The following is a 20,533-nucleotide window of genomic DNA, read 5'->3' on the forward strand; positions in this document are numbered from 1 at the left end:
GCGGGTAAGCGGGTAAGCGGGTAAGCGGGTAAGCGGGTAAGCGGGTAAGCGGGTAAGCGGGTAAGCGTAAAGGCTAAAAAGAAAAAAGGAAGAAAAACACAGCGGTTTTCCTTCCTCTCTTATTATCAGCCCGTTAATCGGCCTCTTCAATCCAGCACATTTGCACGGCTTCTAATACTCGCTCGCTGCAATGAGCCGGATCATCATAAAAGTCATCCAGTGCTAAGATCCACTCACGCAAATCTGTAAAACGGACGGTTTGAGGATCCACATCTGGATACGCATCCACGAGGGCGATAGCCAACTCGCGGGAATCAATCCATGTTAAGCGCATACACTTCTCCTTTTCCTGTGACAAGTTGAATAGCGATGCCGGGCGACGGCTTCTCTGCCTGTTACAACAGACAGAGATCCCTGATTAATGGCCTTCAGAGGCCAAGTTCAGGGTGTATTTCGGGATCTCAACCACAAGGTCTTCATCCGCAACGCGTGCCTGACAACCAAGACGCGACTCAGGCTCTAGACCCCATGCCTTATCCAGCATATCGTCTTCCAGCTCATCACTTTCTTCCAGTGAATCAAATCCTTCACGCACGATACAGTGGCACGTGGTGCACGCACAAGATTTCTCACAAGCATGCTCAATGCTAATGCCATTGCGCAATGCCACGTCAAGAATGGTTTCGCCTTCTTGCGCGTCTAACACGGCCCCTTCAGGACAAAGATCTTCGTGGGGTAATACAACAATTTTAGGCATGCCTAAACCTCATCAATCGACTGACCAGCCAGTGCCTGACGAATAGATTTATCCATTCGACGAGAAGCAAAATCCTGACTCGCTTTATCTGTTTTCTTAATACCGGCTTCAATGGCGTACGGGTCTGTACCCTGACGCAATGTCACCAATTCCATCATGACGGCTTCCAGTTGATCACGCTCTTCTTTGCTCAATAACGTATCACCGTCTTGAGCCAGTGCCGCAATCAGGCCTTCGAGTACGCGATCCGCTTCCACTTGTTGCTCTGCAAGGGCGCGGGCGTCTTTATCATCTTGGGCATAGGTCATTGAATCGCGGATCATGGTCGCGATTTCATTATCGGTCAGGCCGTAAGACGGCTTCACCTGAATCGTAGACTGGACTTCGCTGCTCTTTTCCATTGCCGTGACCGATAACAGACCGTCCGCATCCACTTGGTACGTCACACGAATGTGTGCAGCGCCAGCTGCCATGGCAGGAATACCACGCAGGGTGAAACGGGCTAACGAACGACAGTCACTCACCATCTCGCGCTCGCCTTGCACAATATGCACAGACATCGCGGTTTGGCCGTCTTTAAACGTTGTGAATTCTTGTGCTCGCGCCACGGGGATCGTGGTGTTGCGTGGAATGATTTTTTCAATCATGCCACCCATGGTTTCAATGCCAAGCGACAGCGGGATCACGTCCAGCAGCAACATATCGGCATCAGGCTTATTGCCCACCAAAATATCCGCTTGAATGGCCGCGCCAATCGCCACAACCTGATCCGGGTCGATAGACGTCAAGGCCGGTTTGCCAAAGAAGTTGCCGACCATATCACGCACCAACGGCACACGGGTCGACCCGCCGACCATCACGGTCTCGATCACGTCATCGGTGGTCACGTCAGCATCTTTCAATGCTCGTCGACAGGCCATCAAGGTCTTTTTCACCAACGATTGAATCAGTGCGTCAAACTGTTCACGGCTCACTGAACCGGTCCAGCCTAATACATCAATGCTGACACTATCTTGTGCTGACAGGGCTTCTTTCGCCGCTTGTGCTGCATCTTGCAACGCACGTTGTGCATTGGCAGTACGTACTGCATCAAAACCGGCTTGTTCCGCAATCCACTCGGCCAATAGGTGGTCAAAGTCATCACCGCCCAACGCAGAGTCACCACCGGTCGCCAACACTTCAAACACGCCTTTCGACAAACGCAGGATAGAGATATCAAACGTACCGCCACCCAAGTCGTAAACCGCAATCACGCCTTCTTGACCGGAATCCAGGCCATAAGCAATCGCCGCAGCTGTGGGTTCGTTCAGTAGACGCAATACATTCAGGTTCGCCAGTTTTGCGGCATCTTTGGTGCCCGCACGCTGCGCATCATCAAAGTACGCCGGTACCGTGATCACAACACCTTCTAGCTCGCCACCCAATGTCTCCTGCGCACGTTGATTCAACGTGTTCAGAATTTCAGCCGACACTTGCACCGGATTCATCTCGCCATGGCGGGTGACCAGTAGCGGTAAGCCGTTATCGCTTGCCGTCAGTGCATACGGCAACTGTGGGTAACGCTGTTGAATATCGCTGAGCGAGCGTCCCATCATCCGCTTCACTGAAATGATGCTATTTGCCGGATCCTGCTGGGCAATTTCGCGCGCTTCGCGGCCCACCACAATCCCGGCTTCACCGTAGTATACCGCCGAAGGTAAGATGGCCTGCCCTTGCAGGTCCTTCAATGTCTCCGGAACGCCACTACGCACAGCAGCCACGAGTGAATTTGTAGTCCCTAGGTCGATACCCACCGCCAACTTATGTTGATGCGGCGCAGCACTTTGACCCGGTTCAGCAATCTGTAACAGTGCCATTTTCTTTCCTGTGAAGTTAATACTGGGATCGGAAACCGTTAGTCAAGCAGGCTCTCTTCGAGACGCTCAACTTCCACTTGCAGCTTAACAATAAACTTAAGCTTACGCACGGCATCTGCGGCCGCTTCCCAGTGTTCCTCGAGCAGTTGTTGCTCAAGATCTGCTAACTGTGATTTATACAGCGAAGTCGCTTGTTGGTCGAAATCAAACAAGGCCGCTTCAGGATCGTCGGCATCGGCGATCTCTTCAAGCGCTTCGCGCAGTTCCATCTGCTGCATCAAAAAAACCGGATCTTGCAGTGTCTTCTGCTCACCACGAATGTCCATGCCTTTTTCCGACAGCATGTATTCCGCACGTGAGATCGGATTTTTCAGCGTTTGGAATGCATCATTGATGTGAGCGGCTTTTTGCACTGACATCAAACGGTCACGTTCTGACGCCGTGGCAAAGTTATCGGGGTGAAAACGACGCTGCAGCTCTCGGAAGTGGGTAGCAAGAAGGCTACCGTCCAGCGGAAACTGAAAAGGTAGCCCAAAGAGTTCAAAATGATTCATATCGCGCACGCATCTAAAAAGACGGAATCTGAAAAAGACTGAACCTGATGACCGCGATGAAGCAGTGATCAGGCTCAGTGTGTTCAGTGATTATACGTTGAAGCTTTCGCCACAGCCGCACTCACTGGATACGTTAGGGTTATTGAACTGGAAGCCTTCGTTCAGGCCTTCTTTGGCAAAGTCCAACTCAGTCCCATCGAGGTATACAAGGCTTTTGGCATCAATAATAATTTTGACCCCTTTTTCCTCAAACACCTGATCCCCTTCGTCAAGCTCATCCACGAACTCCAGTACATAGGCCATGCCCGAACAGCCCGAAGTACGGACACCCAGTCTGAGGCCTAGACCTTTTCCTCGGGATGCTAGGAAGCTAGCGACGCGACTTGCAGCCGCTTCAGTAATCGTTATGGCCATACAACAACCCTTAGGAATTAATCTTGTTCTGCGTGTTTCTTTTTGTAATCACTGACTGCCGCTTTAATTGCATCTTCTGCAAGAATTGAGCAGTGGACTTTTACAGGTGGTAGCTCAAGCTCTTCTGCGATAGCAGAGTTCTTGATCGATGCTGCTTCGTCCAGTGTCTTACCTTTTACCCACTCAGTGATCAGTGAGCTAGAAGCGATGGCAGAGCCACAGCCGTAAGTCTTGAACTTCGCATCTTCAATAATGCCTTCTTCAGTCACTTTGATCTGAAGTTTCATTACGTCGCCACAGGCAGGTGCCCCTACCATGCCGCTACCTACATTTTTGTCGTTTTTATCAAATGAGCCCACGTTACGCGGATTCTCATAATGATCGATAACTTTTTCACTATATGCCATGACCGTTTCCTCGAATATGTGATGACCGCAAGATTAGTGGTGTGCCCACTCGACCGTGTCCAGGTCAATCCCTTCTTTATACATGTCCCACAGTGGAGACATTTCACGCAGTTTATCTACCGCACCGCGGATTTGAGAAACAGCGTGGTCAATTTCTTCTTCTGTCGTGAAACGACCAAAAGAGAAACGAATTGAACTGTGTGCCAATTCATCATTCAAGCCCAACGCACGAAGTACGTAAGAAGGCTCTAGGCTTGCAGAGGTACATGCAGAACCCGATGAAACGGCAAGGTCTTTCAGTGCCATCAACAGCGATTCACCTTCAACGAAAGCAAAGCTGATGTTGAGGTTATGCGGCACGCGTTGTTCCATGTCACCGTTAACCGACATTGCTTCGATGCCTTCAAGGCCAGCAAGCAGACGGTTACGCAGGGTCAACACATGTTGGTAATCTTTCTCTAGATCGTCTTTTGCTACGCGGAAAGCTTCACCCATACCCACAATCTGGTGAGTTGGCAAGGTGCCAGAACGGAAACCACGCTCATGACCGCCACCGTGCATTTGTGCTTCTAGACGAATACGAGGTTTACGACGCACGTACAGTGCACCGATACCTTTTGGACCATAAATTTTGTGCGCAGACAGTGAAATTAAATCCACTTTTATTGCTTGTACGTCGATTGGCAGTTTACCCGCAGATTGTGCGGCATCCACGTGGAAAATTACTTTTTTCTCGCGGCATAGTTCGCCAATCGCAGCGATATCTTGAATCACGCCAATTTCGTTATTCACGTGCATGATAGAAACCAATACGGTGTCTTCACGCATCGCGTCACGCAACTTAGCCAAATCAATAACGCCGTTTGATTCCGGCTCAAGGTAAGTCACCTCATACCCTTCACGCTCTAGCTGACGGCATGGGTCAAGCACCGCTTTGTGCTCGGTTTTACACGTAATAACGTGCTTACCTTTTTTATTGTAAAAGTGCGCAGCACCTTTAATCGCTAAGTTGTCAGATTCTGTTGCACCAGAGGTGAATACGATTTCACGTGGATCGGCATTCAATAGCTCTGCAATTTGCTCACGCGCAGTGTCTACCGCTTCCTCAGCCTGCCAGCCGTAACGGTGAGAACGAGAAGCCGGGTTACCAAAGTTGCCATCCATTGTCAGACATTGCATCATTTTCTCTGCAACGCGTGGATCAACCGGGCAAGTAGCGGAATAATCGAAATATATTGGCAGTTTCATCTTCATCTCCGAAAACACGGACGTCTGGTCTCTAGGAGCGAACATCGACACCGATTGCGGTGCTGTCGTGTGTATTTTTATGTCCAAATGATGTTTTTTGTAAGTTCTGATCCTGACGACCTGAAATAGTTTGTACATCATTATCTTGCATCAACTCACCAAGAGTGATGTTGTTCAAAAAGCCGCTGATCCGGGCACTTAAATCACGCCATAGCGTGTGTGTCAGGCAACGTACTCCGCCCTGGCAATCTCCTTTGCCGTGGCATTTCGTTGCATCAACCGATTCATCAACTGCCGCAATCACCATACCAATGGCAATGTCATTGGCATCCTCGCCGAGGCGGTAACCACCACCTGGACCACGTACACTGGCCACTAAACCAGCTTTACGTAAGCGAGAAAAGAGTTGTTCCAGATAGGATAATGAAATCCCCTGGCGCTCAGAGATATCGGCCAATGGTACAGGGCCATTCTGAGAGTGCAGCGCCACATCTAACATCGCTGTGACGGCGTATCTTCCTTTTGATGTCAATCTCATAACACACCACTACCCACGTTTATTTATGGGAGTCAGTGTCGCATACCCGACTAAAACGGTCAAGTATTTACCTGACTGTTTTAGTCAGGCTTTTAACCATAAGGATAATGTGACTATTTGTCTTTATACTCAATAGTTTTTTCAACTGAAGAAAGAATGCCGCGCAGAATTTGTAGCTCTTGCTCTTCCGGGCGTGCACGGGTAAATAAACGGCGCAATTTCGCCATCACCATGCCCGGATGATTTTTATTAATGAAGCGAGTTTGGCGTGTCACCTTTTCGAGGTGCTCGTAAAACATCTCCAACTCTTTCGCGAGTGGATAGGTTTCAACCGGTGTTTGCGCGGCGTGATTTTGCTGCGCAAGGAACGCCATACGCACTTCATAGCTGACGGTTTGTACCGCCATCGCAAGGTTCAGTGAGCTATAGTCAGGATTGGCAGGGATATAGACGTGACAGTGGCAGCGCTGCAATTCTTCATTCGTCAGACCGGTTTTTTCACGGCCAAACAAAATAGCGATAGGGTGAGATGGCGCTTCAGCAATGACTTTTTCCCCGCATTCGCGTGGGTCAAGTTGCGGCCACTCAAGGGTACGAGAACGCGCACTGGAGCCGATCACCAGACCGCAGTCAGCAATCGCTTCATCAAGGGTTGAAACCACCTTCGCATTGGCCACGATATCGGCAGCACCTGCCGCTAAGGCATAGGTTGTTTCGTCAATTTCACACGCAGGTGAAACCAGAATAAGTCGGGTTAATCCCATCACTTTCATGGCACGTGCCGCTGAGCCGATATTACCCGGGTGTGAGGTACCAACAAGAACCACGCTGATTTTTTCTAACATAGACGCTACGCATTCCAACAGTTCAACAGAGCCGACGGATTTTAGCACAGAGATTTTAAAAAAGGTGAAAACATGTAAAAACATTATACCATTCAAGTGTCGCCTCACAGTAAGTGGGTAAAAAGTCAGCATCCACTGCGACACAACTGCGCAGGGCAAAAAATAACCACTTCCCTTTTGTGGTAGCTCTGCTATACTCGCCGCCGCTTTTTAGTTCTTTAACATCCGTTGGGAAGATCCTATGCATCCGATGCTTAATATCGCCATTCGTGCCGCACGAAAGGCTGGTGACCATGTCATTAAATCTCTAGAAAAACCTCAATCTATTGAAGTTGCTAACAAAGGTAATGATGTTGTTACCAATATCGATCAAGAAGCAGAAGCGCTAATTATCGAGACAATTCTGAAATCTTACCCTGACCACTGCATTATTGCCGCAGAAGGCAGTAATAAAGAAGGTCGTGACAAAGATTGTCAGTGGATCATTGACCCAGTGGATGGCACCAAGAACTTCGTTCGTGGTTACCCTCACTTCGCAATTTCTGTTGCGCTACGCATGCGTGGCCGTACTGAAGTTGCCGCTGTTTACGATCCAACTCGCAATGAACTATTCACGGCAACTCGTGGCTCAGGCGCACAGCTAAACAGCCAGCGTCTTCGTGTTTCTCAGCCGCGTGACCTAACAGGTACGACACTGGCAACAGGCCTACCGTTTGCTGCTAAACAGCACGCTGAAAGCTTTGCAAAAATCCAGAGTGCACTGTTTGTTGAATGTGATGACATGCGTCAATCTGGCTGTTCTGCCCTAGACCTATGCTACCTAGCTGCTGGCCGTATCGACGGTGTATTCAAGCTAGGCCTTAAGCCTTGGGAAATCGCCGCAGGTGAACTAATCGCGCGTGAAGCTGGTGCTATCTGTACTGACTTTACTGGCAACACTAACTACCTGACTTCTGGCAACATCGTTGCTGGTCCAGCACGTGTAGTGAAGCCTCTGCTTAGCAAAATCCGTGAACACGGTAGCGAAGCACTGAACAAGTAATCCTCGGATTACCGGAATATAAAAAACGCCCCTGCGCACAGGGGCGTTTTTTTTGGCTTGAAAGCAGGTGCGAGTTTAAAGGGGCGAGAGCCGAGTAAGGGCAAAGAGCCTAATAGCTGTGGTCCTGTGGTCCTGTGGTCCTGCAGGCAGGATGCCATTGCACATTCGAGATACAAGCTTCCCCTACTCGAATCTCGCCACTCGCCACTCGCCACTCGCCACAGCTTTATTTCCATAGGATCTCAGGGCCATAGGTCCGATTTTGTTTTTGCTTTTTCGCTCTGATTCGCCTCTCGTTCCTCGACGCGAAGCATGACTCGTTCCTGCTCTATCCCCATAGGACCTCAGAGCCATAGCACCGCTTTTTCTCTTCCGCTCTTACTCGATACTCGTCCCTATCAACTCGCCCCTGATCTACCCATACAAAAACGGAGCCTTTCGGCTCCGTTTGTCATTTCGCTAAATTCAACACTGTGCCTTATGGCATTGCGTCGAATTCTTCGCCTTCTTTATCTACTGGCGTTGGCATCAAGTGCTCACGCTTGATACCCAACTTCAACGACAGGGCGGATGCCACGTAGATTGAAGAGTAAGTACCGACAGTGATACCGATCAGCAATGCTGTCGCGAAGCCGTGGATCATGTTACCACCCTTCAAGAACAGCGCGATAACCACGAACAAGGTCGTCGCCGATGTGATAAGGGTACGGCTCAATGTTTGTGTGATTGAGCTGTTTAGCACCTCTACCGCATCGTCTTTACGCATCTTGAGGAAGTTCTCACGAATACGGTCAAAGACCACGATGGTATCGTTGAGCGAGTAACCGACGACCGTCAGCAAAGCTGCGACAATGGTCAGGTCAATTTCGATCTGCGTGAACGAGAAGATACCAATGGTAATGATAACGTCGTGTGCCAATGCCAATACCGCACCTGCAGCCAAACGCCATTCGAAACGCACCGATACGTACAGCAGGATACACAGCAATGAAACCAGAATAGCCAGGCCACCCGCTTCCGCTAGCTCATCACCCACGTTCGGACCGACGAATTCGATACGACGCATCTCAACCGTTTGGCCTGTGCCTGTTTTCAATGCCGCGATGATTTGGTTACCCAAATCTTCGCTTTTCACATTTTCACGAGGCTGCAAACGCACCATGACGTCACGCGCGGTACCGAAGTTCTGCACAATGGCATCACCAAAGCCTGCGCCTTCCAAGGATTCACGGATTTTAGGCAGATTAGCCGGCTCTTCAAAGCCCACTTCAATCAGCGTACCACCGGTGAAATCTAGACCCCAGTTCAGTTTTTGGGTGGTCACTGTGGCAATTGCCGCAATGATCATAAAGGCAGAAAGGAAGAAAGCTCCTTTTGACCAGCGCATAAAATCGATCGTTTTATCCGCTTTCATTAATTGAAACATGTCAGCGTCTCCTTAGATCGATAGCTTATCGACGCGCTTACCGCCGTAAACCAAGTTAACCAGTGCTCGCGTACCGACAATGGCCGTGAACATGGACGTAATGATACCGATAGACAGTGTAACTGCGAAACCTTTCACCGCGCCTGTACCCACTGCGAACAAAATAATCGCGGTGATCAGGGTGGTTAAGTTGGCATCGGCAATCGTACTGAAGGCATTTGCATAACCTTGCTGAATCGCATGCTGTGGGCTGCGACCATCGCGCAGTTCTTCACGAATACGTTCGAAGATCAATACGTTGGCATCGACTGCCATACCGACGGTCAGTACGATACCGGCAATACCAGGCAACGTCATAGTCGCGCCTGGAATCATCGACATGATGCCAATGATCAACACAAGGTTCATCATCAGTGCGGCGTTCGCAAACAGACCAAAACGACGGTAATAGAACAGGGTAAACAACATAACGGCTAGCATGCCCCACATCATCGCCTGTAGACCCATATCGATGTTCTGCTGACCCATAGATGGACCAATCGTACGTTCTTCTACAATCGAGATAGGCGCAATCAACGCACCCGCACGCAACAGTAGCGCCAGGTTATGTGCTTCCGCTTGTGAGTCAATCCCGGTAATACGGAAGTTACGTCCCAGCGCCGTTTGAATGGTCGCTTGGTTGATCACTTCTTCGTGTTTTTCCAGAATCACTTTGCCGCTTGGATCGCGCTTGCCGCTGTCTTTGTATTCGGTAAAGACCGTCGCCATCAGCTTGCCCACGTTATTACGTGAGAAGGCTGTCATCTTGCTACCACCTTCGCTGTCTAGCGAGATGTTCACTTGAGGACGACCGTATTCATCAGCACTTGAGCTCGCATCAGTAATGTGCGAACCCGCAAGGATCACACGCTTTTTCAACACGACAGGTGCTTCATCACGCGTGAACTTCACTTCACTGCCCGCCGGTACACGACCCGCTGCAGCGGCAGCCAAATCGACATTGCTGTCAACTTGACGGAATTCCAGTGTCGCTGTTGCGCCCAGAATTTCCTTCGCACGTGCGGTATCTTGCACGCCAGGTAGTTCAACCACGATACGGTTGGCGCCTTGACGCTGTACCAATGGCTCTGCTACACCCAGTTCATTCACACGATTACGTAAAATAGTGATGTTCTGCTCAACCGCATAGTTGCGAATTTCTTGCAAACGGGCATCGGTGAATGTCGCAGTAAGTACAAAGCGGTTATTACGTTCGCTATCGGTGAACACCATGTCAGGGTGCAACTTCGCCAACGTTTTTTCTGCGTCGCTGAGTCGCTCACTGTCACGTAGGCGTACTTCTACCGAGTCCTTGGTTTTGCTAATGGCGCTATAACGAATTTTCGCTTCACGCAGCTCAGTTCGGAATGTTTCTTCCTGCTGACCCAATAGCTTTTCCATCGCCGCATCCATGTCCACTTCCATCAAGAAGTGCACCCCGCCACGAAGGTCAAGACCCAGTTTCATTGGAGACGCGCCAATCGACTGTAGCCATGTCGGCGTAGACGGCGCAAGGTTCAAGGCAACAACAAACTTGTCGCCCAGTTCTTCATTCAGAATATCGCGAGCACTAATTTGTGTATCAGTGTCGTTAAAGCGGACCAGTACAGTACCGTTTTCGAATGCGACAGATTTGTAAGAGATGTGATTTTGTTTTAAATCTTCGGTGACTGCATCCAACGTCGACATATCTGCCGAGGCGCCACGCGCCCCGGAGATTTGTATCGCTGGATCTTCACCGTAAACATTGGGAAGTGCATAAAGCAAACCGATGATCAGTGTAAACACTACCATCAGATTCTTCCACAAGGGATAACGGTTTAGCACTGCTGTGATCCTTCAAAGCAAATTGTTACAGAGACTTCATCGTGCCTTTTGGCAAAACGGCTGAAATGAAGTCTTTCTTGATAGTAACTTCAGTTGAGTCATTTAGCGCAATAACGATGTAGTCGTTTTCTTCCGATACTTTCGTGATTTTACCCACTAGGCCACCGTTAGTCAGAACTTCATCACCTTTGCCCATAGAAGACATCAGAGATTTATGATCTTTAACACGTTTTGCCTGTGGACGGTAAATCATGAAATAGAAAATGACCGCGAATAGGCCAAGCATGATGAAAAGCTGCATGCTGCCACCTTGTGGTGCACCTTCTGCTGCTGCGTGTGCTTGAGAAATCAGACTCATTTACTAACGTCCTCGATTATTGGTTATCATTTAATGGTGGAACTTCACGATCACGACGCGCGTAGAATTCTTCTACAAATGCATCGAAACGATCTTCGTCAATCGCCTTGCGGATACTTTCCATCAAACGCTGGTAGTAACGCAAGTTGTGGATTGTATTCAATCGCGCACCTAGAATTTCATTACACTTATCTAGGTGGTACAGATACGCCTTCGTATAGTTGCGACAAGTGTAACAGTCACACTGCGGATCGAGAGGGGTTGTATCTGTTTTATGTTTCGCATTACGGATCTTGATCACACCGCCAGTCACAAATAGGTGACCATTACGGGCATTTCGGGTCGGCATAACGCAGTCGAACATGTCGATACCGCGACGAACACCTTCCACCAAATCTTCCGGTTTGCCTACACCCATTAGGTAACGAGGTTTGTCTACCGGCAGTTTTGGACACGTGTGCTCAAGAATACGGTGCATGTCTTCTTTTGGCTCACCCACGGCAAGACCGCCCACGGCATAGCCGTCAAAGCCAATCTTCGTCAGACCTTCAACAGACACATCACGCAAATCTTCGTACACACCGCCCTGCACAATACCAAACAAAGCATTTTTGTTTTCTTGGCGATCAAATTCGTTACGGCTACGCTGTGCCCAACGCAATGACATTTCCATCGATGTTTTCGCTTCATCATGCGTCGCAGGATACGGCGTACATTCATCAAAAATCATCACAACATCAGAGCCAAGATCGTATTGGATTTGCATTGATTTCTCAGCATCCATGAAGATCTTGTCACCGTTAACAGGGTTACGGAAATGCACACCCTCTTCCGTGATTTTACGCATTGCACCCAAGCTAAATACCTGGAAGCCGCCTGAATCGGTCAGGATAGGACCCTGCCAGTTCATGAAGTCATGCAAGTCACCGTGCATTTTCATCACTTCCTGACCCGGACGTAGCCACAAGTGGAACGTGTTACCCAGCAGGATTTGTGCGCCGGTTTCTTTTACTTCTTCCGGCGTCATGCCTTTAACCGTACCGTACGTACCCACAGGCATGAATGCAGGGGTTTCTACCGTACCGCGTTCAAACTGCAGACGACCACGACGGGCGCGCCCTTGCGTTTTATCTAATTCAAATTTCACAAAGCCTCCAACAGCCAGAGAAACAATCTGACATATCCTCCCCGACCCGACGGGGTCAAGGATACTTTACATACTCTGGCATGTAGCCAGATGTACAGACTAATGGCCGGCCACACAACAGCAACCGGCCTTTTTCCACTAGGCATAAAGCCTCGCGGAAGAATGCAATGGTGAGATTTTAGTCAGCACGCTATTTTCCGCACCACCTAAAAACACAAAGGCTGCATTTTAGCAAATGCAGCCTTAAGTCACACTGAATTTAATAACAGAAAGCGTGATTAATTCGTTTGTCGTGTGATAAACATCGAATCGCCATAACTGAAGAAACGGTATTGATTTTCAACCGCTTGCAAGTAGGCATTCATGGTGTGGTCGTAACCCGCAAACGCGCTGACCAGCATGATCAACGTCGATTCAGGTAAGTGGAAGTTGGTGATCAATACATCCACCAGCTGGAACTGGTAACCCGGAAAAATGAAGATCTCGGTATCACCAAAAAACGGCTTCAATTCTGTGCCCTTTTTCAGTGCATCTTGCGCCGCACTTTCCAGTGAGCGTACTGATGTGGTACCCACTGCCACCACACGACCGCCATTGGCTTTCGTCTCTTGAATCGCTTGTACAACCTCTTCGGGTACTTCCACGTATTCAGCATGCATGTGATGATCATGAATACTGTCAACACGCACAGGCTGGAACGTACCCGCGCCCACGTGCAAGGTCACGAACGCAAAGTTCACGCCTTTTTCTTTCAGCGCCGCCATCAATGCATCATCGAAATGCAGACCTGCGGTAGGTGCGGCAACCGCACCCGGTTTCGCGTTGTACACCGTCTGATAACGCTCTTTATCTGCATCTTCATCAGGACGGTCAATGTACGGAGGCAGGGGCATGTGGCCCACGTCTTCCAAAATTTCCAACACGGTTTTATCGCTGTTAAAGCGAATTTCAAACAACGTATCGTGACGGGCGACCATCTCAGCCTGATATTCACCCTTTTCACCCAACAGCAGTTCATTACCCGGCTTTGGCGATTTAGAGGCACGCACGTGCGCAAGGATGGTTTTGTCATCCACCATACGCTCAACAAGCACTTCTAATTTACCGCCTGACGCTTTTTGGCCAAACAAGCGCGCAGGGATCACGCGGGTGTTATTGAAAACCAACAAATCACCAGCTTGTACTAAATCCAGTACATCTTTGAAGCTTTTATGCGCTAATTCGCCGCTATTACCGGTTAATTGCAGCAAGCGGCTCGCAGTACGCTCAGCGTGTGGATAACGAGCAATCAGCTCATCAGGAAGGTCAAAATGAAAATCAGAAACTTGCATCGTTAGGGCCCTAAATTACAGCAAGCGGGTAGTATAGGCTGCCTCACTGCAAGATCAAGCAAAGATCACCTGACCGGGCCCAATGCAAGATTGTGCGATTACATGTACGGTTAATGGCGGCGGCGTAAGCGTGCTAATCCGCCTAAAACCAGCAGTGATAACCACCCCATCAGACCACCGCTGTCATCATTGTTCCAGCCATCCGGGAAAACAATCACGCCTTCTCCTTCACCCGCGCCGCTGTAGTCTGACAAAAACGGATCTGCGGTATACGTCGCCGTTTGTTGTGGCAACGCCCCTACATTCTGTTCAATCCAGTCACGGTACGTCGCTGTCTCGGTATACACCCCTGGCAGACGCCCGGCACACCCTTCACCAAAGCTCACCAGCCCCACCAAACGCAAGCCGAAATCGCTGTCAGCAAGGGCTTGCGGATCTTGCCATACCAGTGGCCCCCCCGAATCCCCAAAACAGCTGTCTCGGGCGAGCTCCGGTGACACCGACCCAGCACAGAGATAAATCGGGTAATCCAAGACATTGATATTGGATCCCCACAGCTGATCACAGCGGCTATCCGGCACACCCGATAGCAAGGTTTGGCGTAAACGGGTCGAACCAGAATTGGACTCACTGACAGAGGTACTGCCCCAGCCAGATACCAACAGATTGGCTACGCGTTCGGCATTATCCACCCAACCATTGGCAAACTCGTTATCGACACGATCTTGTTCTGCTTCAGAAGCGATAGCAATGGGTATCGCCCCTTCAGGCAGCGGATCACGCAAATGCAAAATCGCAATATCATTGGCAAAACGTGACGAGTTATAAGCAGGATGCAGGATCACACGACTAACCGCGATAGAGGTACTGCGGCTGGCATTAAAGATACTGGTGATACCGCCCCACACCATGACATCTTCCGGCAAGACGGTTGTGCCACCATTTCGCATGCAATGGGCAGCCGTGATCACAACATCTTGACGCACGACCACCCCCCCACAGATAAAGGTACGTTCAGTGCCACTGTCATCACGGAAGGTCATATTGATATACGCTTGCCACGGTAACTCGCCCCCTTCCGACTCAATCCCCCCGATGATCCGAGGCTGGAATACGGGTTCTTCAGCATTCACGGTCAACGGCAGCAAGGCTGACCAACATAACAAAATAAACAACAGCTTAGGCATATCAATATTCCTATGTGGCATGTCATGTATTAAGTATATTGCAGATTCTCAAATTTAACGTTTGAGAAACCAATGAGACACAAAGAAATAACTTGTCGATTATTTGACTGGGGTCATAGGTGAGAACGATAGGATTCGCTACAGTCAAAAGGTAAGCAGTGCAATATTAGAAAAAATGATAAGCCTGCAGGTGCGGGCAATAAGGAGGCGATATGTTTACCGTTGCTGATATGATGACCCCTCACCCATATACCCTAAGCGCATCCCACACGCTGGCAGATGCGAAACGCTTGATGGACGAGCACCACATCCACCATATTCCCATTACCGATAAAGATAACGCATTGGTTGGCTTGGTCAGTCAGCGCGATATTTTAGCCGCACAAGAGTCGAGCTTAGAGCGGCTCTCCACCAGCCCGCTCATTACCGCACTGGATATTCCTCTGGAAAATGCCATGCACCGCGATTTACGCAGCGTCTCCCCATTAGCCGGATTAAAAGACGCCGCCTTGTATATGCAAAAATACCGTATTGGCTGTTTGCCCATTGTCAGCCACAATGAACTGGTAGGGATCATCACCGATACCGACTTTGTCTCTATCGCGATTAATCTACTGGAAATCCAAGAAGAGGTTGAACCCGTCGAGCATGACGCTGAAGAGTTTTAAGCAAGCCCTATTACACACGGCACCGCCAGCCAGAAAGCCTCACGCATGAACTTTCTGGCTCACCTGCATCTCGCGTACCACTGCAACAGTCACCTAATGGGCAATATTCTGGGCGACTTTGTTCGCGGCGATCCCTTTCGCCAATACAGCCAACCGGTCGCCCAAGGGATTGCGCTGCACCGTTTCGTCGACAGCTATATTGATGCGCTGCCTGCGGTGTTAGCCTGCCGCCAACGTTTTACGCCCGACACGCGACGGGTCAGTGGGATCGCGTTGGATCTGGCATGGGATCATTTTCTGGCCAAGCATTGGAATCTGTATGACCCCCACCCCCTGTCCACCTTTGTGAGCGACGCACAACGGGCATTTGAACAGTTTGAGGAAAACCCGCCGCCCCCGTTCACCGCGATGATGCAACGCATGTGGCAGCAACAATGGCTGGTGCAATATCAACACATCGGCACGATTGAGCTCGCCTTAGAAAGAATGGCGATACGGCGGCCACGCCTGCACCAGTTGGCGGAGTGTCCGGCGGTGATCCACCAGCACTATGACGCCTTAGAACAGCAATTCCATACGATTTATCCGCAAGTGCAACACGCCGCGAAGCAATTTACCGAGCAGCAATTTCTCGCATCAAAATGAGGCGTTGTTATAAAACGTGATAACGGGCTTATTATCATTGTTATCTGGGGTGCCGAGATGCAGTCGGCTGAAATTGATTTCACACCCAATAAGGCGGGTGCTGGTTGACTGGTTAGGGGATATTTTGAAATGAAAGGGATGATCGGTACTGAGGCTCTGTTCCAAGAAATGCATCGCACGCTGGGTGTCATGCTTATAGTTCAACTTCGTCATTTTATGGCGTAACGCATCCACCAGAGAATCACTTTGAATATCGAACCGGAAGGTAATGTTCTCACACACCAGTTCCGTATCTTTAGGCGTGCGATAATCACTGATCGTCGGCTCTTTTTTCATGACGCGTAGCGTAACGGTCCACGGCGTCACCTCGGTGATATTCCCGACTTGACCTCGCCAAAAATGGGATTCCGCCAGGGTTGGCAAGCTGATCATCGCCAGCAATAAATAACCTACTTTCTGCATCACTCACCACGACGAAAAATACCGCCCATAACAAACCCATGCCGCCAAATACGCAACGGCATCGCCTGTGCAGAACGAACTTACCCAGAAACAAAAACTGTAACGCGTTGAATTAAACCACAATTAATCGAGATTTTGGCAACAACACTGAAATCGGCATCAACAACTGACACATTAGCGAGTCACTTCACACCGCCTTGCAACAGCGATCCTCTGATTACCGCACACGCTATTGATAAAAAAGAAAAGGAGCGTGCATAACACGCTCCTTTAACGTTGATACCGTTAATATAAGTGGTGACTACACTAGAACTGATCTTCTTCCGTTGAGCCTGTTAACGCCGTGACGGATGAATTCCCCCCCTGAATAGTGTTGGTCATCTTGTCGAAGTAACCGGTCCCCACTTCTTGCTGGTGAGCAACAAAGGTATAGCCTTTTTCTGCCGCTTCAAATTCAGGACGCTGCACTTTTTCCACGTAGTGGCGCATGCCTTCACCCTGCGCATACGCATGAGACAATTCAAACATGTTGAACCACATGTTGTGGATACCCGCGAGCGTAATGAACTGGTATTTGTACCCCATGTCTGACAATTCTTGCTGGAACTTGGCAATCGTCTCGGCATCCAGGTTCTTTTCCCAGTTGAACGATGGCGAGCAGTTGTAAGCCAGTAGCTGATCGGGGTATTGCGCATGAATGGCTTCAGCAAACTTACGCGCTTCTTCCAAACACGGTTTCGCCGTTTCACACCAAATCAAATCCGCGTACGGAGCATACGCCAAACCACGGGCAATGGCCTGATCGATGCCGGCACGCACACGGTAGAAACCTTCCGCCGTACGCTCCCCAGCAATGAAGTCTTTATCATACGGATCGCAATCTGATGTCAGCAAATCGGCAGCGTTCGCATCGGTACGGGCAATCACCAGTGTCGTCGTGCCTGCCACATCCGCCGCAAGTCGCGCAGCCACCAATTTTTGCACCGCTTCTTGGGTCGGCACCAACACCTTACCGCCCATGTGACCACATTTTTTCACCGAGGCGAGCTGATCTTCAAAGTGCACCCCAGCCGCCCCTGCGTCGATCATGTTACGCATCAGTTCATAGGCGTTCAGTACCCCGCCAAAACCGGCTTCCGCATCCGCCACAATCGGCAAGAAGTAATCGGTGCCATTTTCTGGTGAGCCACCGTTGGCCCATTGGATCTGATCGGCACGACGGAACGAATTATTAATACGGGTGACCACCGCCGGTACAGAATCCACCGGATACAGGGATTGGTCTGGGTACATGGTTGAGGCGGTATTGTTATCAGCCGCCACCTGCCACCCTGACAGGTAAATAGCTTCAATACCGGCTTTGGCTTGCTGCACTGCCTGCCCCCCAGTCAGCGCGCCAAGGCAATTCACATAGCCTTTTTTCGCGCCACCATTGACTAAATCCCACAGCTTATCCGCCCCGCGCTGGGCAATGGTATTGGCAGGGGCAAACGAGCCGCGCAAGTTAATCACTTCTTCTGCTGAGTAAGTCCGCTTAACGTGTTTCCATCTTGGGTTTTCAGCCCAGTCATTTTCCAATGCTTCGATTTGTTGCTGGCGAGTCAATGTCATGATGATGTCCCTCGTGTCATTCGGCGATCAACCGATCCGTCTATCTGTTGGATTAAACCTATTGGATTAAACGTATTTTGGATTTAACGTATTATTGAAGTACCGCATTGCATTGCTTTCCTGCCCACGCGACCACACTGTTCGGTCAAACGACGGGCAATGTACTTTTGCTCTTATTATTCATTTCACTGATGCATTCAATGCTTGTGCTAAGACAAATACTCATAACCCGGTAGCGTCAAGAAGTTCACTAATTCTTCGCTGGTGGTCAGCCGTAGCATCATCGCGGCCGCTTCGTCATAGCGCCCTTGCTGGAAGACGTCTTCCCCTAATTCCTGTGCCAATACACTCATTTCTTCATATAGCATTTGCTCAAACAGCACTGCCGTCACCACTTGGCCATTGCTTAGCGTTTTGCCGTGCTTGATCCACTGCCAAATGGACGCACGGGAGATCTCGGCGGTGGCTGCATCTTCCATCAAACCATAAATCGGCACACAGCCATTGCCGTTGATCCATGCTTCAATGTATTGCACGGCAACGCGGATGTTGTGGCGCATGCCGTCTTCGGTCCGTTCCCCGTCACACGGCGTCAGCAGTTCTGCCGCCGTAATGGGCGCATCGGCGTGGCGATCAACATCAAGCTGATTAGCACGAGTACCCAATGCGTCATCAAAAACCGCCCTTGCCGTGCTGGCCAGTCCCGGATGGGCAACCCATGTGCCATCATGGCCATTGGTGGCTTCCAAGGCTTTATCGGTCTGAATTTTGTTCAGCACCCAAGCATTACGCTCAGGCTCTTTTGATGGAATGAAGGCCGCCATCCCCCCCATGGCAAAGGCGCCGCGGTGGTGACAGGTTTTCACCAGTAAACGGGAATAGGCATTCAGGAATGGCTTGTCCATGGTCACCACTTGGCGATCCGGCAAGATGCGATCAGGGTGATTACGCAGCGTTTTTATATAGCTGAAAATGTAATCCCAACGGCCGCAGTTCAGCCCGACAATGTGCTCTTTCAAGCTGTAGAGGATCTCATCCATTTCAAACACGGCAGGCAGAGTTTCAATTAACACTGTGGCTTTGATGGTGCCACGCGCTAAGCCGACCTCGTCTTCGGCAAAACTAAAGACATCACTCCACCACGCCGCCTCTTGGTAGGCTTGCAGTTTAGGCAGGTAAAAATACGGGCCGCTGCCTTTTTCCAGCAGTGCCTTGTGGTTATGGTAGAAATACAGGCCAAAATCGAGCAAACATCCGGGGATCGGCTCCCCTTCCCACAACAGGTGTTTTTCCGGTAAGTGTAATCCGCGCACGCGACAAATCAGCACCGCGGGATCGTCATCCAACGCATAATGTTTACCGGTTTCTGGCTGGGTATAAGCAATGGTACCGTTCACGGCATCGCGTAAGTTACGCTGTCCATCCAACACCGCTGACCACGCTGGCGCAAAGGAATCTTCAAAGTCCGCCATGAACACTTTTACATCGGCATTGAGCGCATTAATCACCATTTTCCGCTCAACGGGGCCGGTGATCTCTACGCGGCGATCTTGTAAGTCAGCAGGGATCGATTGGATCTGCCAATCACCTTGGCGGATTGCTTGTGTCTCAGGCAGAAAATCAGGCAGTACACCGGCATCAATGGCATGCTGACGCGCCTCTCGTGCCGCGAGTAATTCAGGAATGCGGACCGCAAAGCGCTGCACTAATCGCTCGACAAACAACAGCGCGTCATCCGTCAGTATTTCCGACTGCTCAGCATTGAGCGGGGTTTGTAATGATAACTTCACTTCATGGTTTGACGCGTGTCTGTCCATTCTGCTTAACTCCCTTAAGACTGTCACTAAATCACTACATATCAACTTGTAACCAGGCAGTCTTGATACCCAACCCACTGCCTTTCGAACCAAAACAGGTTTTTTACCCTGCCGTAACACGGACTCTATTGCAACTTAGCCCTCAATGCGTCGCCGTACAAAAAACCAATCAACACCCATAAATTCAAACAGTTAGAAATAACCCATTAAAAACCCAATGCCCTGTATTGGTTAACTTTTCAGGTGAATAGTCGGTTTTACGCAAATAACACGCTCAACAGCAAAAAGTGTAGCGAGTTACGTAAATTAATTACCACAAGCGCATTTAAAACAACCGTATAAAATTGTGTTTCA

Annotated in this window: 21 protein-coding genes; 3 read left to right on the forward strand and 18 right to left on the reverse strand. The window is 49.8% G+C overall.

All coding sequences use genetic code 11. The features are described 5' to 3' along the window. Positions 1-133 precede the first annotated feature (133 nt). From iscX to trmJ, 9 genes are all read right to left on the reverse strand, one after another. Positions 134-334: a Fe-S cluster assembly protein IscX gene (gene iscX, locus L4C36_RS15645; RefSeq protein ID WP_428478738.1), complete on the reverse strand. Its 201-nt coding sequence runs from the start codon at positions 332-334 to the stop codon at positions 134-136. Positions 335-418: 84 nt separating this feature from the next. Next, positions 419-757 carry an ISC system 2Fe-2S type ferredoxin gene (gene fdx / locus L4C36_RS15650; RefSeq protein ID WP_428478739.1) on the reverse strand — a complete coding sequence of 113 codons (339 nt, stop codon included), beginning with the start codon at positions 755-757 and terminating at the stop codon, positions 419-421. A gap of 2 nt (positions 758-759) precedes the next feature. Beyond that, complete coding sequence (hscA, locus tag L4C36_RS15655) at positions 760-2,613, reverse strand: Fe-S protein assembly chaperone HscA (protein ID WP_428478740.1); 1,854 nt, start codon at positions 2,611-2,613, stop codon at positions 760-762. A gap of 38 nt (positions 2,614-2,651) precedes the next feature. Beyond that, positions 2,652-3,167 carry a co-chaperone HscB gene (gene hscB / locus L4C36_RS15660; protein ID WP_428478741.1) on the reverse strand — a complete coding sequence of 172 codons (516 nt, stop codon included), beginning with the start codon at positions 3,165-3,167 and terminating at the stop codon, positions 2,652-2,654. A gap of 90 nt (positions 3,168-3,257) precedes the next feature. Further along, a complete protein-coding gene (gene iscA / locus L4C36_RS15665; RefSeq protein WP_428478742.1) occupies positions 3,258-3,581 on the reverse strand; it encodes an iron-sulfur cluster assembly protein IscA in 324 nt (107 codons plus the stop codon). 17 nt (positions 3,582-3,598) lie between these two features. Then, entirely contained in the window at positions 3,599-3,988 is a 390-nt protein-coding gene (iscU, locus tag L4C36_RS15670) for a Fe-S cluster assembly scaffold IscU (protein ID WP_428478743.1), read from the reverse strand. Positions 3,989-4,021: 33 nt separating this feature from the next. Further along, positions 4,022-5,236: an IscS subfamily cysteine desulfurase gene (locus L4C36_RS15675; RefSeq protein WP_428478744.1), complete on the reverse strand. Its 1,215-nt coding sequence runs from the start codon at positions 5,234-5,236 to the stop codon at positions 4,022-4,024. A 31-nt stretch (positions 5,237-5,267) separates the two neighbouring features. Continuing rightward, positions 5,268-5,774 (reverse strand): Fe-S cluster assembly transcriptional regulator IscR, encoded by a 507-nt coding sequence (gene iscR, locus L4C36_RS15680; protein ID WP_428478745.1) that lies wholly within the window; start codon positions 5,772-5,774, stop codon positions 5,268-5,270. A gap of 113 nt (positions 5,775-5,887) precedes the next feature. Next, a complete protein-coding gene (trmJ, locus tag L4C36_RS15685; RefSeq protein WP_428478782.1) occupies positions 5,888-6,619 on the reverse strand; it encodes a tRNA (cytosine(32)/uridine(32)-2'-O)-methyltransferase TrmJ in 732 nt (243 codons plus the stop codon). Between the two features lie 241 nt (positions 6,620-6,860). Here trmJ and suhB point away from each other — a divergent pair, with 241 nt between their 5' ends. After that, complete coding sequence (gene suhB / locus L4C36_RS15690; protein ID WP_428478746.1) at positions 6,861-7,661, forward strand: inositol-1-monophosphatase; 801 nt, start codon at positions 6,861-6,863, stop codon at positions 7,659-7,661. Positions 7,662-8,139: 478 nt separating this feature from the next. On the opposite strand, the gene secF is transcribed toward suhB, so the two are convergent. The 6 genes from secF to L4C36_RS15720 all read right to left on the reverse strand — a co-directional run bounded on the left by secF (position 8,140) and on the right by L4C36_RS15720 (position 14,976). Next, positions 8,140-9,087: a protein translocase subunit SecF gene (secF, locus tag L4C36_RS15695; protein ID WP_428478747.1), complete on the reverse strand. Its 948-nt coding sequence runs from the start codon at positions 9,085-9,087 to the stop codon at positions 8,140-8,142. Between the two features lie 12 nt (positions 9,088-9,099). Next, positions 9,100-10,953 (reverse strand): protein translocase subunit SecD, encoded by a 1,854-nt coding sequence (gene secD / locus L4C36_RS15700; protein WP_428478748.1) that lies wholly within the window; start codon positions 10,951-10,953, stop codon positions 9,100-9,102. A gap of 25 nt (positions 10,954-10,978) precedes the next feature. Next, entirely contained in the window at positions 10,979-11,311 is a 333-nt protein-coding gene (yajC, locus tag L4C36_RS15705; RefSeq protein ID WP_428478749.1) for a preprotein translocase subunit YajC, read from the reverse strand. Positions 11,312-11,327: 16 nt separating this feature from the next. Continuing rightward, positions 11,328-12,458, reverse strand: a complete 1,131-nt coding sequence (tgt, locus tag L4C36_RS15710) for a tRNA guanosine(34) transglycosylase Tgt (protein ID WP_428478750.1) — start codon at positions 12,456-12,458, stop codon at positions 11,328-11,330. Between the two features lie 278 nt (positions 12,459-12,736). Next, positions 12,737-13,789, reverse strand: a complete 1,053-nt coding sequence (gene queA, locus L4C36_RS15715; protein WP_428478751.1) for a tRNA preQ1(34) S-adenosylmethionine ribosyltransferase-isomerase QueA — start codon at positions 13,787-13,789, stop codon at positions 12,737-12,739. 110 nt (positions 13,790-13,899) lie between these two features. Next, positions 13,900-14,976 carry a trypsin-like serine protease gene (locus L4C36_RS15720; RefSeq protein ID WP_428478752.1) on the reverse strand — a complete coding sequence of 359 codons (1,077 nt, stop codon included), beginning with the start codon at positions 14,974-14,976 and terminating at the stop codon, positions 13,900-13,902. A gap of 212 nt (positions 14,977-15,188) precedes the next feature. On the opposite strand from L4C36_RS15720, the gene L4C36_RS15725 reads away from it, so the two are divergent. Together L4C36_RS15725 and L4C36_RS15730 are read left to right on the forward strand one after the other, a co-directional pair. Next, positions 15,189-15,644 carry a CBS domain-containing protein gene (locus tag L4C36_RS15725; RefSeq protein WP_428478753.1) on the forward strand — a complete coding sequence of 152 codons (456 nt, stop codon included), beginning with the start codon at positions 15,189-15,191 and terminating at the stop codon, positions 15,642-15,644. 45 nt (positions 15,645-15,689) lie between these two features. Then, positions 15,690-16,289, forward strand: a complete 600-nt coding sequence (locus tag L4C36_RS15730; RefSeq protein WP_428478754.1) for an acyl carrier protein phosphodiesterase — start codon at positions 15,690-15,692, stop codon at positions 16,287-16,289. On the opposite strand, the gene L4C36_RS15735 is transcribed toward L4C36_RS15730, so the two are convergent. The 3 genes from L4C36_RS15735 to aceB form a co-directional block, all read right to left on the reverse strand. After that, on the reverse strand, positions 16,281-16,751 hold the full coding sequence (locus L4C36_RS15735; RefSeq protein WP_428478755.1) for a hypothetical protein: 471 nt from the start codon (positions 16,749-16,751) through the stop codon (positions 16,281-16,283). The genes L4C36_RS15730 and L4C36_RS15735 overlap by 9 nt on opposite strands. A gap of 306 nt (positions 16,752-17,057) precedes the next feature. After that, the gene (gene aceA, locus L4C36_RS15740) at positions 17,058-18,362 is read right to left on the reverse strand and encodes an isocitrate lyase (protein ID WP_428478756.1); all 1,305 of its coding nucleotides are present in this window, start codon (positions 18,360-18,362) and stop codon (positions 17,058-17,060) included. Between the two features lie 209 nt (positions 18,363-18,571). Beyond that, positions 18,572-20,179 (reverse strand): malate synthase A, encoded by a 1,608-nt coding sequence (gene aceB, locus L4C36_RS15745; protein WP_428478757.1) that lies wholly within the window; start codon positions 20,177-20,179, stop codon positions 18,572-18,574. Between the last annotated feature and the right edge of the window lie 354 nt (positions 20,180-20,533).

The sequence above is a fragment of the Photobacterium japonica genome, assembly GCF_050337005.1.
GTDB lineage: Bacteria > Pseudomonadota > Gammaproteobacteria > Enterobacterales > Vibrionaceae > Photobacterium > Photobacterium japonica.